Genomic DNA, 16,822 nt, shown 5'->3' on the forward strand with positions numbered 1-16,822 from the left:
ATGTAAGAGCGCACCCCGTACGCGATGGGTGCCGCGGTTCGCGCACAGGGTGCACTCCTACAAAGAATTAGAGAACGCCGGCGCCGAGATCGGCTTCCGCCGCCGCCTGTCGGAACAGGCTGAACAGCTCACGCCCCATACCGCTGTGATGCGACGACAGATCGGCAGTAGCCGGCACGCGCGCCGCGAATTCGCCGGCTTCCACCAACACGTCGACAGTCCCGTTCACTGCATCCAGCCGAATCATGTCGCCGTCGCGGATCTTGGCGATGTTGCCGTGCGCTGCCGCTTCCGGCGTCACATGGATCGCTGCCGGCACGCGGCCGGACGCACCCGACATGCGACCATCGGTCAGCAGAGCGATGCGATGGCCGCGATCCTGCAATACACCCAGCGTCGGCGTGAGCTTGTGCAGCTCCGGCATGCCGATCGCCTGCGGACCCTGGAAACTCACTACGGCGATAAAGTCGCGGTTGAGTTCACCGCGCTCGAACGCTTTGCGCACGTCGTCCTGGTCATGAAACACGATGGCTGGCGCTTCGATCACCAGACGATCGTCCGGCACCGAAGACACCTTGATCACCGCACGCCCGAGGTTGCCGCCGAGCATGCGCAAGCCGCCATCGGTGCGGAATGGCTCGCTCATGCCACGCAATACGCCGCGGTTGCCGCTTTCCTTCGACACCGGATGCCAGACGAGCTTGCCGTCCGCGTCCAGCGACGGGATCTGCGCATATCCATCCATGCCAGTGCCGAAGATCGTCTTCACGTCACCGTGCAACAGGCCTGCGCTGAGCAGCTGATCGATCAGGAAGCCCATGCCGCCTGCTTCGTGGAACTGGTTCACGTCGGCGTAGCCATTCGGGTACACGCGCGCCAGCAGCGGTATCACTGAAGACAGCGCATCGAAATCGTCCCAGCGCAACTGGATGCCCGCCGCGCGCGCGATGGCGACCAGATGCAATAGATGGTTGGTGGAACCGCCGGTGGCGTGCAGACCGATCACGCCGTTGACGATGGCGCGCTCGTCGATGATGTGGCCCAGCGGTATGTGCTGCGGCCCGTGCTCGCTCGCCTTCGCGACACGAAGGACGGCGTCAACGGTAAGCGCATCGCGCAGCGGCGTATCCGGCGCGACAAAGCTGGCACCCGGCAGGTGCAGGCCCATGATCTCCATCAGCATCTGATTGGAGTTGGCGGTGCCGTAGAAGGTGCAGGTGCCGGGCGCGTGATAGGCGGCGGCTTCGGCCTCGAGCAATTCAGTGCGGCCTGCCTTGCCCTCGGCATAGGCCTGGCGCACCTTGGATTTCTGTTCGTTGGTGATGCCGGTGGGCATCGGGCCGCTGGGAACGAAGATACCGGGCAGATGGCCGAAGCTCAGCGCGCCGATCAGCAGGCCGGGCACGATCTTGTCGCAGATGCCCAGGTACAGCGCGCCGTCGAACATGTCGTGCGAGAGCGACACCGCAGTGGCCATCGCGATCAGGTCACGCGAGAACAGTGACAGCTCCATACCGGCGCGGCCCTGGGTCACGCCATCGCACATCGCCGGCACGCCGCCGGCTACCTGTGCGGTGATGCCTGCGTCGCGTGCGATCTGGCGGATCAGCTCGGGATAGCGCTCGTACGGTTGGTGCGCGGAGAGCATGTCGTTGTATGCGGTGACGATGCCCAGGTTCGGCGTATGCCCTTCGCGCAGCGCGGCCTTGTCGTGCGGGCCGCAGGCCGCGAAGCCATGGGCGAGGTTGCCGCAGGAAAGGCGTTCGCGATGCGTACCCGCGCCGCCGGCCGCATCGATCCGCTGCAGATAGGCCGCGCGCGTATCGCGGCTGCGCTCACGCAGGCGTTCGGTGACTTCGGCGATAACGGGGTGCAGGGTGGTCATGAGTTCATTCCGGAATGTGGACGGAAGTGGGAAACGGGCGTTGAGGGCCGCCCGCTCCCCACCTCGGTTGCCTGGTACTCAAGGGCACCAGTACACAGCGACGGGCACACGCGTCTGAGTCAGCACGGTGCGCACCGGATAATCCTTGGCAGCACCCAGGCCGAGCTGGGCGTCGGCCAGCAGCTGGCGCTTGGTCTCGCCTTCGATATGCAGATACAAGGCCTGCGTGTCGAGCAGCGCGGGCAGGGTGAAAGTGATGCGCGGTTCGCCGGCGCCGGCCGCGCGCATCGGCAACACGCGCGCGGTGCCGGCCAGATCCAGCGCTTCGGCAAGGCGGTCGCCGCCGGGGAAGAACGACGCGGTATGGCCGTCCGTGCCCATGCCGAGAATCACCGCATCGAACGGATACGGCAGTGCGGCCACACGGGCACGCACTGCGACCATGCCGGCTTCCGGCGTCGGCGCATCCGCGTACAGCGGTACAAAATGCGCGGCGCTGGCGGCGTGCTGCAACAGTTCGCTTTTCACCAGACGCGCGTTGGAGCGTTCGTGCGTCTCCGGTACCCAGCGTTCATCCACCAGCACCACCTGCACTTTCGGCCAGTCCAGCTCGATGCGGGATAGCTGCTGGAAAAAGCGCACCGGCGTGCTGCCACCGGAAACCGCCAGCAAGGCCTTGCCGCGCTCGGCGATACCTAGCCGCAGGCGCTCGGCGATGCGTTCGGCGAGCGCGCGGGCCAGCGCATCGCAGTCGGTGAAGCTATGGGTGGTGACATTCAGCGAAGCGGGCATGACGGCGACTTGGCTAGCGGTGGATGGGTAACTCGCGTGGCGGGGAAGTCCGAGTTTAGGCAGCGGCCTGCAAGGTGGCGGTGAAACATCTGTAACCACAGCTTGCAGGGCTGCCTGCGATGGCTTACTCGCTGTCTTCGTTCCAGGTGCGGCCGTCGCGCTCGATCAGCGCCACAGCGGCGCTCGGACCCCAGGTGCCGGCGGTGTACGGACGCGGCGCCTCGCCGCTGGCGGACCAGGCGGCCAGGATCGGATCGGCCCAACGCCATGCGGCTTCCACTTCGTCGCGGCGCATGAACAAGGTGGGGTTGCCGCGCACCACGTCAAGTAACAGGCGCTCGTAGGCATCCGGCTGCTGCACGCCGAAGGCTTCGGCGAAGCTCATGTCCAGCGGCACGTGGCGCAGGCGCAAACCGCCCGGACCAGGGTGCTTGATGGTGAGCCACAGCTTCACGCCCTCATCCGGCTGCAGACGCAGCACCAGGCGATTCTGCGCAAGCGGGCCCGCGCTGGCGCCGAAGATGGAATGCGGCACCGCCTTGAACACCACCACGATCTCAGACACACGCTCGGGCAAACGCTTGCCGGTGCGCAGGTAGAACGGCACGCCGGCCCAACGCCAGTTTTCGATCTCGGCTTTCACCGCAACAAACGTTTCGGTGTTGGATTTGCCACCGTCGAGTTCTTCCAGATAACCCGGCACGCTCTGCCCTTCGGCCGCGCCGGCGCGGTACTGGCCGCGCACGGTGAACTGGGCGGCGTTGCTCTCGTCGATCGGCTTGAGCGAACGCAGCACTTTGAGCTTCTCGTCGCGCACCGCATCGGGCGACAACGAGGACGGCGGCTCCATCGCCACCATGCAGAGCAACTGCAGGATGTGGTTCTGCACCATATCGCGCAACGCGCCGGCACGGTCGTAGTACGCACCGCGGCGGCCGACACCCAGGGTTTCGGCCACGGTGATCTGTACGTGATCGATGTGCCCCGCGTTCCACAGCGGCTCGAACAGCGCATTGCCGAAACGCAGCGCCAGCAGGTTCTGCACCGTTTCCTTGCCAAGGTAGTGATCGATGCGGAAGGTCTGAGATTCGTCGAACACGCGACCGACCGCGTCGTTGATCTGATTGGCGCTGGCCAGGTCGCGGCCGATCGGCTTCTCCAGCACCACGCGCGACTTGCCGCGGTTGAGGCCGTAGCCGCCGAGGCGGTTGCAGATATCCACAAACAATTCGGGCGACGTCGACAGATAGAACACGCGCACGTGGTCCGGCTCTTCACCGATCAGCGCGGCGAACGCATCCCAGCCTTCGTCCTTGCGCGCATCCAGCGGGCGGTAGCTGACGTGGTGCAGGAACTCATCCACCTGGGCCTTGGCGCCGCCGGCTTCGATCAGGGCGGTGCGCAGGCTGGCGCGATAGCCATCATCGTCCAGCGCCTCGCGGGCGATACCGATGATGCGGCTGCCGGCCGGGATCTGGCCGTCGACAAAACGGTGGAACAGGGCAGGCAGCAGCTTGCGCACGGCGAGGTCGCCGGTGCCGCCAAAAATCACCAGGTCGAACGCTTCGACCGGGGGGGGAGAAGCCGTCACTTCGATCACCTCGACGTATTGCGGGGCCTATGGCCGGGGGCGCTTATCGGATTCGTCACTGGATCGTACCGTACCACTGAGATACCAGACAACACCACTTTTCCAAAAGAACGCGGCAGCGGCCTTTGCGGCTGGGTTTTCCGGTAACTGGTACCCCCCGCACCGCCCCGTTTTTACCCACGCTTGTGGAACTGGTATGGTCATTGGTATCGTGGCCACCATGGAAACCGCCCTGGCCAACGAATACCTCCGCCTCAGCCGCGACGCGGTGACCCACCAGCCGCTGGCTTATCTGCGCTTGCGCCGGGCCATTCGCAATGTGGTGGAGCACCGCGATATCGAACCTGGTCAGGCGCTGCCCAGCGAACGCGATCTGTCGCGCGCGCTCAGCCTGTCGCGCGTCACGGTGCGCAAGGCCATCGCCGGCCTGGTGGAAGAAGGCATCCTGACCCAGCGCCACGGTGCCGGTACGTTCGTCGCCGAACGCATCATCAAGCCGATGTCGCGACTCACCAGCTTCACCGAAGACTTGCGTGCGCGCGGCCTGAATCCGCGCTCCGAATTTTTCGAGCGCGGCATCGGCGAAGTGACGCCGGAGGAATCGATGGCGATGAACCTGTCGCCCGGTGCGCTGGTGGCGCGCCTGCATCGCGTGCGCTACGCCAGGGACGAACCACTCGCGATCGAACGCACCGTGGTACCGGCCAGTGTGCTGCCTGATCCCATGCTGGTGCACGACTCTCTCTATGAAGTGCTGGAAAGTCTGGGCTGCCGCCCGCGTCGCGCGTTGCAGCGACTGCGCGCGGTATCGCTCGGCGCGCAGCAGGCGCGCCTGCTGCATGTACCCACCGGCAGCGCCGGGCTCAACATCGAGCGTCGCAGCTTCCTCGACGATGGCCGCGTGGTGGAGTTCACCACCTCCTGGTATCGCGGCGACATCTACGATTTCGTGGCGGAATTGCAGACCGACTAGGACTGCTTCATGGCACCTCGAATAAATCTTCTTTTGCTCGTCATTCCGGCGCAAGCCGGAATCCAGCGACTTTAGGTTCTTGAAGAGCAAAGGCACTGGATCCCTGCTTTCGCCGGGATGACGAGCTAGATAGCAGGCTATTCGAGACGCCCTTCAGCCCGGCGCAAGCGTCGTGTTGATTTCTTGTTGATTATTTCAGGGCGTACCGTAGGTCACGTTCTGCCCGATTTGGCCACGCAATGACGAAAGAAATTGCGCACTCTTTTAACGCCGCGAATAAATAGATTTTCAGCCGCTATTTTTTGCCGGATTAGATCCATCCAAATAATCGGGAGGATATGCGGAAGTTTCTTGCGCAGCTTGCCTAATTCTCCGAAACTTACGCGTAACTGTCTGTTATAAATCAAGAAAATTTACAGGCCTGGCACTAGGAAATTTTCCTAGCCGGTGCTTACATCCCCGCTGCGGATAAATTCTTCCGCCACTCCGCAACCCACTGCGGAGACCTTTGAAAGCCGCTGGCTTCTGATTATTTCTTCTGGGGAGGGAAAGCATCATGCGTTTCAAGACAAAGTTATTGCGCGATTCAATCGTTTTCGCGCTTGTGGCAGGCAGCACGGTTTTCGCCAGCACGGCAGCGGCGCAACAAGGCCCCAAGGATGAAGACACCAAGACGCTCGAGCGCATCGTGGTGACCGGCTCCAACATTCCGCGTATCGATACCGAAACCGCATCGCCGGTACAGGTGATTTCGCGGCAGGAAATCGAACGCACCGGCAAGGCGACCATCGCCGAATATCTGCAGACGCTGACCTCGGATGGCGCGGGCTCGATTCCCAAGACGTTCGGCAACGGCTTCGCCGGCGGTGGCGCGGGCGTCTCGCTGCGCGGCCTCGGCGCCGGCTCCACGCTGGTGCTGTTGAACGGCCGCCGCATGGCGCCGTTCGGCCTCGCCGACGACGGCCAGAAGGTGTTCACCGACCTCAGCACCATCCCGATGGAAGCAGTGGATCGCATCGAAGTGCTGAAAGACGGCGCCTCGGCCATCTATGGTTCCGACGCCATCGCCGGCGTGGTGAACATCATCCTGCGCAAGGACTTCACCGGCGCGGTGGCGAAAGCCTCGTACGGCGTTTCCGACTACGGCGACGGTAACCAGTGGAAGGGCTCGCTCACCGCGGGCACCGGCACCCTGGCGAAGGATCGCTACAACGTGTTCTTCAACCTGGAAGCTTCGAAGACCGAAGAAATCTTCGTCAACGATCGCCGCGATCGCGAGTGGATCGGCAATGGCGACCTGCGCCCGTGGGGTTACAGCCTCACCGGCAGCACGAATCTGGGCGGTGGGATCACCGGCGGCGGCGCCGTAGGCGGCAATTCCCCCACTGGCAACGTGCGCAATCCGGCGACGAGCCTCTATCAGTCGCTGCCTGGTTGCTCGACCTTCAGTCCCGTCATCTCCCCGGCTGATCCGGGTGGCGGCTGTCTGTGGCAGGTCGGCCGGTTCCGCACGCTGACTCCAAATGACGCCACCATCAACTTCTTTGCGCGCGGCACTTATGCACTGTCGGACCACGCTGAGCTGTACAGCGAGTTTGGCTATTCGAACAAAAAGACCAAGTTCCAGACCACGCCGTCGGGTGTGTCCGGTTCGTGGGGTTATCCCGGCGGCCCGGTGAATGCCAGCAGCGGCCCAGGCGCCGTGGTGCTTGGCGCCGGCCACCCGGACAACCCGTTTGGTGCGGCGGCCCGACTGCGCTATTCCGCCTGGGACGTGGGTCCGCGCAGGATCCTCACCGACAACGATTTCTACCGTTTCCTGGTCGGCGTGAAGGGCACGTTCGGCGAGTGGGATTACGACGTCGGCTATCTGCACTCCGAAACCAGCATGACCAACAAGCGTCATGGTTTCTTGCGCTACAGCCACGTGCGCACTGCGTTGACCGACCCGAACAGTCCGGTCGGTTACTGGCGCATCGGACAGAACGCCTACCTCAACAGCAGGGCGTTGTACGACTACATCTCGCCGGACATCCAGGCCGACGCCACTAGCAAGCTCGATTCGATCGACGCCAAGGTCTCGCGCTCGCTGATGGATCTGCCGGGCGGCTCGCTGGGCCTGTCGATCGGCGGCGAATATCGCCGCCAGTCGGTCAACCTGTCGCCGCAGACCTATACCGATATCGGCGACATCATTGGTCTGGGCTACTCCTCCTATAAGGGCGTGCAAGAGGTTGCGGCGGGTTATATCGAACTGGTAGCGCCGGTGACTAAGACCATCGAGCTATCCGCTGCGGCACGCGTCGACGCTTATCGCCACGGCGATACCTCGACCACGCCGAAGGTGGGCGTCAAGTGGACACCGGCGCCATGGATCGCGCTGCGCGCCACCTATGCGGAAGGTTTCCGCGCGCCGAACCCGGCCGAGTCGGGCAAGGGCGGCTTGGCGGCTTTCAGTACGGCCCGTGATCCGGTGCGCTGCCCAGGCGGCACGCCGGTAGCCGGTGCGACGCAAGCGGATTGCGCGGTGCCGATCGCGATCATCACCTCGCCGAATCCGAACCTGAAGCCGGAGGAATCCAAGAGCTACACCTTTGGCGTGGTGCTTGATCCGACCGACACCACTTCGTTGACCATCGACGCCTGGCGCATCAAGCGCACCAACGAGATCAACCAGGGCGATACGGCCGCCGCCATCGCGGCCGGCAACGTGATCCGCAGCGACAACAATCTGCCGGGCATTCCTAACAGCGGCAGCCTGCTGGCGACTCAGGTGGGCTACATCAACTCCGCCTCCACCACGGTGCGCGGTGTCGACCTGGATGTGCGCCAGCGTTTCGAGATGGGTGAATACGGCAGGCTGCGGCTGGACCTGCAGTGGAGCCGCACCAACTCCTTCGAGCGCAAGGATGCCGGTGTCACCCGCCAGTACGCCGGCACCCACGGCAACTGCGACACCACCAACTGCATCGGCACACCGAAGAACCGCATCAACTTCGGCGCCAGCTGGGACATCAAGTCGTTCAACTTCGGCGCAGTGGTCAACTACATCGGCAGCTTCAAGAACGTGGCGTTCGAAGGCGACGCCTGCGCCAACACCTTCGCCGATGGCACGCCGGCACCGCGCGGTTGCAAGATCCCGTCGTTCTACACCATCGACCTCTCCGGTCGCTGGAAGCCGGCCGACAACTGGGAGATCTTCGGTTCGATCCAGAACGTGACCGACAAGACCGCCCCGCTGGATCCGCTCACCTACGGTGCGATGAACTTCAACCCGATGCATTCGAGCGGTGCGATCGGGCGGTATTACACGATTGGTGCCAAGTACAAGTTCCAGTAAGCCATCGGTGCGACACGGATTGAAGCGCTTACATCGATAGAGCGGAAAGGCCTCCAGCAATGCTGGAGGCCTTTCCGTAGGACTCGATCGAACTTCGTTGCCGCGCTGAATGGAAGCCAGTATCACAGAGAAAAAAGCCGCCGATGCTTGATCGGCGGCCGGGGAAGGAGCACGGGACATGATCCGATGCTTAAAGGCTACAACAAGTTTCAGAGCCTCTATCTTTGGCTCAAGAACTCCTCGGTCATGAACACCTTGGGACTCACGACATACCGATCTTTCTCTAGATGTAGCTTTGGTCTGTCGCCGACACCGGTATTTGGGTCATACCGACACCAAGTTCCAACACAGGTAGACATATCCATCTGGCACTTCTCTCGCTCGGCCCCGCTCTGAGCGTATGCCAGACATGCTTTGTACTCCATCAAGCAAACATCACATTGAAATGCTGCTTGCGCGCTGCCGCTAAAGGAAAAGCCCAAGCCAACGACTAACGCACTTGTTAGTGTGAATGTCCATTTACTCATTGCTTGCCTCCATTAACAGATAAAGAAAACAGCGGTATCTGCAGACATCGCTTCAGCGATATCGCCTCACCTCTTTTTACATCGAGAAGTCGTAGCGAACACCGAACTGGAAGTAGCGCGGCGTCTGATACGCCACGGCACGCCGATAGTCGTCGCTCTTGATCGGCTGCCCGTTGGAGCCAATCGAACCCGTTTCGGCGACTTCAATGATTGCCGTTTGCTTCTGGCTGCCGAACGCGTTGAACACGTTCGCAGTGAATGCCAGATTGTGGCCGGCCCAAGCCGGACGGTATTCGGCATTCAGATCCAGTCGCCACGTCCAGGGCAGGCGCCCCTTTGAACCACGCGGACTGGCCTTCAAGTCGCATTCGAAGTACGAGGCCCCGTACCCGATAGCGTCAACGGGATCGACACCAATGCAGTTCTTGGGACGACCCGATGCCACCGCGAGGTTGGCGCCGAAGAGCCACTCCGGATTCATCTGGAAGTAACCGTATGCCTTCAACTGATGCGTGCGGTCGTTTGGCAGCGGACCGTTGGTGTACTGCATGATTTCAGGGGCGTCCCAATCCTGCGTCACCGACGGATCGAGCTGGCCGATATCCGACTTCAACTGACCTTCCGAGTTGCCGTAGCTACGCGAGAAGGTGTAGTCGACGCGACCGTACCAGCGCTGATTGAACTGATGCTCCAGATACAGATCCAGCGAGTAATACTTGCGCTTGAGATCGGGGAAGCTCACGCCTTCCGGCGTGGTGAAGTCTTCCTTGGTCAGCTTGAACGGCACGAAGTTGCCTTGCCCGTTGACGTCAACCAGGAAGGTATTGCTCTGACCCGGATTGAACAGATAGCAACCCGCAATGCTCGCGTTGCTGATATCGATATTGTTGCGGGCGGCATACTTTTCGAACGGACGCGAATCACAGAAGTCGTCGATCGAACTCTTCAACTTTCGGTAGGTCAGCTTGGCGCCGTAGGTCCAATCGCTGCCCAGCGTCTTATCGAAGCCGAGAATGTATTCGTCCTGGTAGTAGGCCTTGATGTTTTGCGCGGCCACCGAACGCGGATCTGGCGTAGTGCCATCCTCGCCATTGAGAATAAAGCGATTACCCAACTGGGTCAGGCCGGTGGGCTCGCCATTGGGCCCAACGCCGGTGTAGGCGTAGTACTCGCTGTAATAGGTGGAAGCCGAAGCACCGCGAACGGCTACGTTAGACGGAATGGCGAGATGGTAGCGGCCAGCGTTCGCATAAACCTTGAAGCTGGAATCGCCGAACACATCCCATGTCAGGCCCAGGCGCGGAGCCAACTGGTGGCGCTGCTTGACGTAAACATCACCGGCGCCATTGAGATTTTTGAACTGCTCGTTGCGCAGACCGAGGTAAGCCATCCAGCGATCGCTGACCTGCCAGCGATCTTCGATGAATTGCGCGTCCTGCACCACTTTGACCGAAGCACCGGTCTCAAACAGACGTTTTTCGGCGTAGTACAGCGTACCGGGAGGCGGGACGACATCTGGGCGACCCGGCACCGTTCCGGCATTCCGATATACCCAGCGATAACCGCCTTCGTAGACGTTGCCAGCGTAGGATTCCAGCGTCTGATTGTCCAAGCCTGCCCGCAGATCATGTGACCCCAGGCGATACTCAAGATCAAGGCGCCAGCCGTGCGTTTTGTCCTTGGCGCCGGCATTGAGCACGGTACCGTTGACCAGACCACAACCAATGATGGGATTGCTTATTCCTCTGCGGCTATCGGTAATCCATGGGCAGTTTGGATTAGCGGCGTAAGCGAGGTTACGCACGTGGTCCGTCTTGCTGGTGCCGTACAGCGCGTTGACCGTGAAGTCGTCGGTGATATAGCCGGTGTACTTACCGATATAAACGTCGCCTCCAGGCTCCGAACCGGCCAAGGATGCTGCGTTCTTGAGCTTGTCCGAACCCAGGTAGTTGGTAGCCTGCAACGTCTTGTAGTCGTAGGCATAGATGCTTCGGTCCGTGTTGGTCTTATCCGATAGCGCGGTCAGCTCGACGATGTGACTATCGGTGATGTTCCAGTCGATCTTGGCCAGATATTTGGTGGCCTTGGAGGTTTCTCTATTCAACTGTGGCGCTGTAAAAGGGCTGACAACCTTACCGGTGCTGCGAGTAAAATCCCCTGCCGCATATAAGAACAATTTGTCCTTGATGAGCGGACCGCTTACATAGCCGGTGTACTGCGTCGAGGAGCTCTTGTTGTCACCGCGGTATTGGTAAAGAACACCGTTCTCGCGATAGATACTGCGCGGCGATTGGCGGAAGTACTGCGGCGTCACATACATGCCGACGCCGCCCTTCCAGGTGTTGCCGCCGCGCTTCGTCACAATGCTGATCACACCACCGGTGGAGCGACCGTATTCTGCGCCATAGCCGCCCGTGTAGATCTGCTGCTGGTCGATCGCATCGAAGGGCAGGCTGACGAAGCCGAGGCCGGTCAGCGCATTCGCTACCGAATAGCCGTTGATGTAGTACTGGTTTTCGGAGGCGGAAGAACCACCAAACGAAGCCACGTTGCCGTAGCGCGCGTCACCCGCGATCACGCCCGGCGCCAGCAGCGCAGCGGCGGTGACATTGCGCGCCAGCGGCAGCTTCTGCAGCTGCTCGGAGGTAAGCACCGTGCGAGAGTCCACCGACGAAACGTCGATGGCCGGCAATGCATTGCCGACTACCTGGATACCTTCCAGCGTCTGCGCGCCACCGGCGGCGGCACCGCCGGCAAACGACACGTCGATGCCGCTACCCAGTGCGACCTGCACGTTATCGCGCGTCTCCAGCGCCTTGCCGTCCTTCTGCAGCGTGACCTTGTAACGGCCCACCGGCAGCGAGCCGGCGCGGTAGCGGCCATCGGCATCGACCGCGATGTCGCGACTCAGGCCGGTATCGAGATTCTGGATCTGGACGGTGCTGCCAGGCTCGGCCGAGCGGCCGAAGATAACGCCGGAGGCGTTGGACTGCGCCATCGCCGTTCCAGCGAAACTCATACCGAGCGCGATGGCCAATGCGGTTCGGCGGCAGACGGCCGCGTAACCGGGTTGTCGAAACGTGTGCATGTGCTATCTCCCCAAAAACGATCCAAGAAGGACGGGCGTCGTGCGCCCAAAGCGGCGTGGGGACTTGCGGCGGCACTGCTTCGCGCAGGTGCTGCACAGACGGAGGGCAACCCCTTGCCCATCCGCCATCGCAAATTCTCGCGACTCGCTGGCCGACCTTAGGAGCCGCCTTGGCAGGGAGTCAACAAAAAATTAAGGGTTTTCAAGGCCGAACAACCCGGCCGCAGGTGCCTACCGGGAATGGCGTAACTGCATGAAGTTACGACGTATCTAGGAATAAGTCGTAGGCTCTTAATGAATGAACAAAAGCTTAACGCAGACTTACGGGAAGGATTCTGCATAAAAAAGCCGCCGGGGGAACCGGCGGCGTTCAAAGGGGAGATCACGCCAAGTTGCCCCGGCGATTGCTTTCTTGTTTACAGCGATGAAGTCGCAGCAGGCACCCAGGCGGATGTAGCGCGGCGTCTGGAATGCCAGCGGACGCAGGTAGTTCACGCTGCGCACCGACAAACCCGTGTTCGAGACGATAGCGCTATAGCTCGCGACTGGTCGGCCTCCATCGTGTACCAGTTGCTGGCCGATCTGACGCGAGGTAAAGCCGCCTCGATGGAGCCATTGAATCAGGTGGCGTTCGTCTTAGTTCAGGTGCGTGTAGCTCATACGCAGTTCCACTTGGCGGTGAAGCTGCCCAGGCTGCCGCGCCTGGGCCACCTCACCCCATCGGGTAATGCATTTCAGGATTGAATTCGCCCTGCTTAAAAACACCACGCGGCGTCGAGGACAGACCGCGTGGCTTGGCCGACTAGACCCGAACGGCCACTTAGAAGTCGTACGTGACCGCGAAGCGACCGTAGCGCGGCGTGGTCTGGTACAGCGGCACGCCATACGAGTTGGACACGGTGTAACGGCCCGTCTCGTAAGTCGCATCCGTCGTCGTGGCCCTGCGCTGGTTGAGCAGGTTGAAGATGTTGAAGGTGAAGGCGAGCTTCTTGTCGGCGAACGCCGGACGGTAGGTCACGCCCACATCGACGATCTCCTGCCACGGCAGGCGGCCATTGCTGCCCATCGCGGTCGTTTGACCGGCACACCAGCGATAGCGCGAACCATAGCCAGACGGATCAGCCTCATTCGTGCCGAAGTAGCCAAGGCAGGCCTTTGGCGCGCCTGACATGACGCGAAGCGCACCCGACACCAGCCATTCCGGGCTGATCTGATAAGCACCATAAGCCTTCAACTGGTGCGTGCGATCGTTCGACAGCACGCCATTGCTGTTGGCCATCAGGGCCGCGGTATCCCAGTCCTGCGTCTTCGACACGTCGTCCTGGCCGATGGTCGAGAGCACCTGGCCTTCCGTATTGCCGTAGCTGCGTGACCAGGTGTAATCCACACGCCCCTGCCAGGTACCGTCGAACGGATGCTCCACAAACAGGTCCAGCGCGTAGTACTTGCGCTTGGCGCCCTGGGTGAAGCCCCAGTCCTTGGTCGTCATGGTCAGGTTGGTGTAGCCGTTGCCATTGGTGTTCTTCAACAGGAAGGTGTTGGTCTCGCCCGGATTGAAGATGCGGCAACCGGTCGGCGCCACGACCGACTTCGGGTCGATGCCGCTGGCAACGATCTTGGCCTGCATGGAACCTGGATCGCACACGTCGTCGATGGCGGTCTGCAGCACACGCAGCGTGCCCTTGGCACCCACCACCCAGTTCGGACCCAGCATCTTGCTGAAGCCGAGGATGGCTTCGTCCTGGTACTGCGACTTGAGGTTGGAGGCCGCGAAAGTCTTGGGATCTGGTGCCTGGCCGTACTCGCCGTTAGCAGATACCGGGCCGGGGCCGATCGCCTTCAAGCCGGTCGGATTGCCCTTGGCGTCGATGCCTGTATAGGTGAAGTACTCGCTGGTGAACAAGGACGCCGAAGCACCACGAATCGCCACGCTGTTGGGCAGCGCGAGATAGTAGCGACCCAGATTGCCGAACACCTTGAAGGTCGAGTCACCCAACACGTCCCAGCTGAAGCCCAGGCGCGGCGCCCACTGGTTCTTATTGTCCACGTAGGACTTGCCGGCGCTGTTGTAGTTGGTGAACTGGTCGTCGCGCAGGCCCACGCTCAGCAGGACCTTGTCGTTGATTTGCCAGCGGTCCTCGATGTACTGCGCCTTCTGGTCCACCGACATGCTAGTGCTGGTGACCAGAATGTAGCGGCGAGCATAGTAGCCACGGCCACCTGGGGCTCCCACGCCAAGCGCAGGATTGATCGGCGTCGCGGGGCTGGACGACTTGGAGTAGTACCAGGCATAGCCCGGGCCATTCGGCTGCACGCCTTCGTTGTAGGCCGCGTAATGCATGTTGTCGATACCCGCGGTGAGCGTGTGATCGCCAAGCTTGTATTCCACGTCCAGTCGCAGGCCGTGCGTCTTGTTGTGTGCGCCGGGGTTCTTCACGTCGCGCACGGTCACACCGTTGCGGATCGGCGTGCCGTGGGTGATGAGCGGATCCTGCGCCGTGACGCCACTGAGGAACGGCAGCGTGGGATCGGAGCCGGGCACCGTGGAGTAGTCGATCGCACGGTTCTGGCCGTAGGTGGCCATCACCGTCAGGTTCTCGGTGAGGTAGCCGGTGTACTTGCCCACCCAGATGTCCGAACCTGTCTTGGTCGAGGTGTCGTGGCCGAACTGCGCGCCTTCGGTCTGCGTCGCGTAGTCGTACTTGTACAGCGTGCCCTCGTACGAAGTCTTGTTGGAGATGCCCGTCAACTCGACGATGTTGCTGTCGTTGATGTTCCAGTCCAGCTTCACGTAGTACTTGGGAATGTCATACGTGTAGTAGCTGTTGTTCGGCTGACCGACGGCGGCGCTGGAGGTGGACTTGCCCTCCCTCTTCTCCGCCTCGGCGGCCGCGAACATGTACAGATGATCCTTCACCAGCGGACCACCGGCATAGGCGCTGACAATGCGGTCCCAGCTGGTGTTGTTCTTGCGGGTACGGTACGGGGTACCGGCCAGTGCCGGCGTGGTGTAGCCGTATTTGTTGGGTAGCTGCGCATTGGGATAGTTGTAGCTATCGGGATCCTCCGCGAGGAACCTGGGCGCCCACACTACCTGTCCGCCAAAATGCCAGTCGTTGGTGCCGCGCTTGCCGACCTGGCTGATCACGCCGCCGTCCGAACGGCCGTACATCGCGCTGTAGCCGCCGGTATAGATTTCCTGCTGATCGATGGCGCCGTAGGGCAGGCCTATGCCGCCCAGGTTCTTCAGCGGGTCCGACGAGTTGTAGCCGTTGATGTAGTAGGCATTTTCGGTAACGCCCGAGCCACCGAACGACACCGTCGACGAACCCGCGCTCTGGCCCTGGAAGTAGCCGCTGCCCTGCACCACGCCAGGCGCCAGCAGCGCTATCGCTTCGGCGCTGCGGCCGAGCGGCAAACGCTCAAGCGCCTGCGAGGTAATGACGGTACGGGAATCCACCGACGACACGTCGATCGTCGGCAGCGCATTGGCGGTCACGGTCACTGCCGACAGCGACGACGCACTCGTCGCAGAGGCGAACGATACCTCGGTACCCGCATTCACCGTGATGGCCACGTTGTTGCGCGTGTCAACCGTCGCACCGTTCTTCTGCAGCGTCACCGCGTAGGTGCCCAGCGGCAGGTTGCTGATGCGGTAGCGGCCCGAGGCGTCCACCGTCGCCGAGCGGCTGATGCCGGTGGAACCGGAAGCGGTGATGGTCTCGCCAGCTTCTGCTTGGCCAAAGATCGTACCGGTAGTCGACTGGGCGAAAGCCACACCGGCTAGTCCCACGGTCAGAGCCGCAGCCAATGTCGAGCGACGCAGCACAAGGCTGCGGTTCAACGAACTCAGTTTCATCAATTGTCCCTCCCCGAATTACCCAAATTTGGGCAAAAAAACGACTGGCCTGCGCGGCAAAGCCGGTTGGCCAACAAACTTTGGTCTGGAATCTGGAAGACTTCCCCCCTTCAAGATCCAACTGCACTCTGTATCTGCAAGGTGCACGTACGTAGACTCGTGCGACTCCTCGGCAGGCGAAATGTTTACGCCTAAAAACAGAAGTATTTACGAAGTTCAAATATTTCTTGCTATTTGTCAACAAAAATTTCACGCTTGCATGAAGCTTACATTTTGTTTTTAAACAAGAACTTATGAAGCCTTCTCTAAGCTTTCGCTTGGCTTGCTTGAGGCTTGCGATAAAGCGCAGGAACCCACGCTTCCGTGGCTCGTTATTTCATGTGGATCGGACTGATAGACGTCCAAACGAAGACGAAGGAAATTTCGTCACCGCAGCCTCATGGCTGGGCTTTTCGTTGCCACACATGCTCTTGCCCGTTAAAGTTGCGTTTGTTCGGGTGTCCCGCGGGCTTCGCGCCCAAGGGATGAAACGGGAAGCCGGTGCGCCTTGCCTTTTGGCGGCAATGCCGGCGCTGCCCCCGCAACGGTAAGCGAGAGATTTTTTCCGCGGCGACACGCCACTGTGCTTTTGCACGGGAAGGCCGCCGTGGAAGGCGATGCGCGATGCATTGCACTCGTGAGCCCGGAGACCGGCCTGAACGCATATCTGGTGACTCGCGGCGGGCGATGTCGAACCACGTGTCGGCGCATGTCGCCTGCCGTCGTTC

General features: G+C 61.5%; 8 protein-coding genes and 1 riboswitch. Of the genes, 3 read left to right on the top strand and 5 right to left on the bottom strand.

Annotated elements, in window-relative coordinates:
* Positions 1–67: 67 nt before the first annotated feature.
* The 3 genes from edd to zwf form a co-directional block, all read right to left on the bottom strand.
* The gene (gene edd / locus BM338_RS05795; protein WP_090449839.1) at positions 68–1,885 is read right to left on the bottom strand and encodes a phosphogluconate dehydratase; all 1,818 of its coding nucleotides are present in this window, start codon (positions 1,883–1,885) and stop codon (positions 68–70) included.
* A gap of 78 nt (positions 1,886–1,963) precedes the next feature.
* Positions 1,964–2,677, bottom strand: coding sequence for a 6-phosphogluconolactonase (gene pgl, locus BM338_RS05800; protein ID WP_090449840.1), 714 nt, complete (start codon positions 2,675–2,677; stop codon positions 1,964–1,966).
* Between the two features lie 124 nt (positions 2,678–2,801).
* The gene (gene zwf, locus BM338_RS05805; protein WP_090450135.1) at positions 2,802–4,268 is read right to left on the bottom strand and encodes a glucose-6-phosphate dehydrogenase; all 1,467 of its coding nucleotides are present in this window, start codon (positions 4,266–4,268) and stop codon (positions 2,802–2,804) included.
* Between the two features lie 220 nt (positions 4,269–4,488).
* Between zwf and BM338_RS05810 the strand changes: the two genes are divergently transcribed.
* Positions 4,489–5,241, top strand: a complete 753-nt coding sequence (locus BM338_RS05810; RefSeq protein ID WP_090450136.1) for a GntR family transcriptional regulator — start codon at positions 4,489–4,491, stop codon at positions 5,239–5,241.
* 556 nt (positions 5,242–5,797) lie between these two features.
* The gene (locus BM338_RS05815) at positions 5,798–8,581 is read left to right on the top strand and encodes a TonB-dependent receptor (RefSeq protein WP_090449841.1); all 2,784 of its coding nucleotides are present in this window, start codon (positions 5,798–5,800) and stop codon (positions 8,579–8,581) included.
* A 603-nt stretch (positions 8,582–9,184) separates the two neighbouring features.
* Here BM338_RS05815 and BM338_RS05820 read toward each other — a convergent pair.
* Positions 9,185–12,196 (bottom strand): TonB-dependent receptor, encoded by a 3,012-nt coding sequence (locus BM338_RS05820; protein ID WP_090449842.1) that lies wholly within the window; start codon positions 12,194–12,196, stop codon positions 9,185–9,187.
* 294 nt (positions 12,197–12,490) lie between these two features.
* Here BM338_RS05820 and BM338_RS05825 point away from each other — a divergent pair, with 294 nt between their 5' ends.
* On the top strand, positions 12,491–12,940 hold the full coding sequence (locus tag BM338_RS05825; RefSeq protein WP_090449843.1) for a hypothetical protein: 450 nt from the start codon (positions 12,491–12,493) through the stop codon (positions 12,938–12,940).
* Positions 12,941–13,016: 76 nt separating this feature from the next.
* Here BM338_RS05825 and BM338_RS05830 read toward each other — a convergent pair whose 3' ends face one another.
* Positions 13,017–16,055 (bottom strand): TonB-dependent receptor, encoded by a 3,039-nt coding sequence (locus tag BM338_RS05830; RefSeq protein ID WP_090449844.1) that lies wholly within the window; start codon positions 16,053–16,055, stop codon positions 13,017–13,019.
* Between the two features lie 478 nt (positions 16,056–16,533).
* A riboswitch (cobalamin riboswitch) is annotated at positions 16,534–16,768 on the top strand.
* The last annotated feature ends 54 nt before the right edge of the window (positions 16,769–16,822 follow it).

This window comes from Dyella sp. OK004 (assembly GCF_900114495.1).
Taxonomy (GTDB): Bacteria; Pseudomonadota; Gammaproteobacteria; order Xanthomonadales; family Rhodanobacteraceae; genus Dyella_D.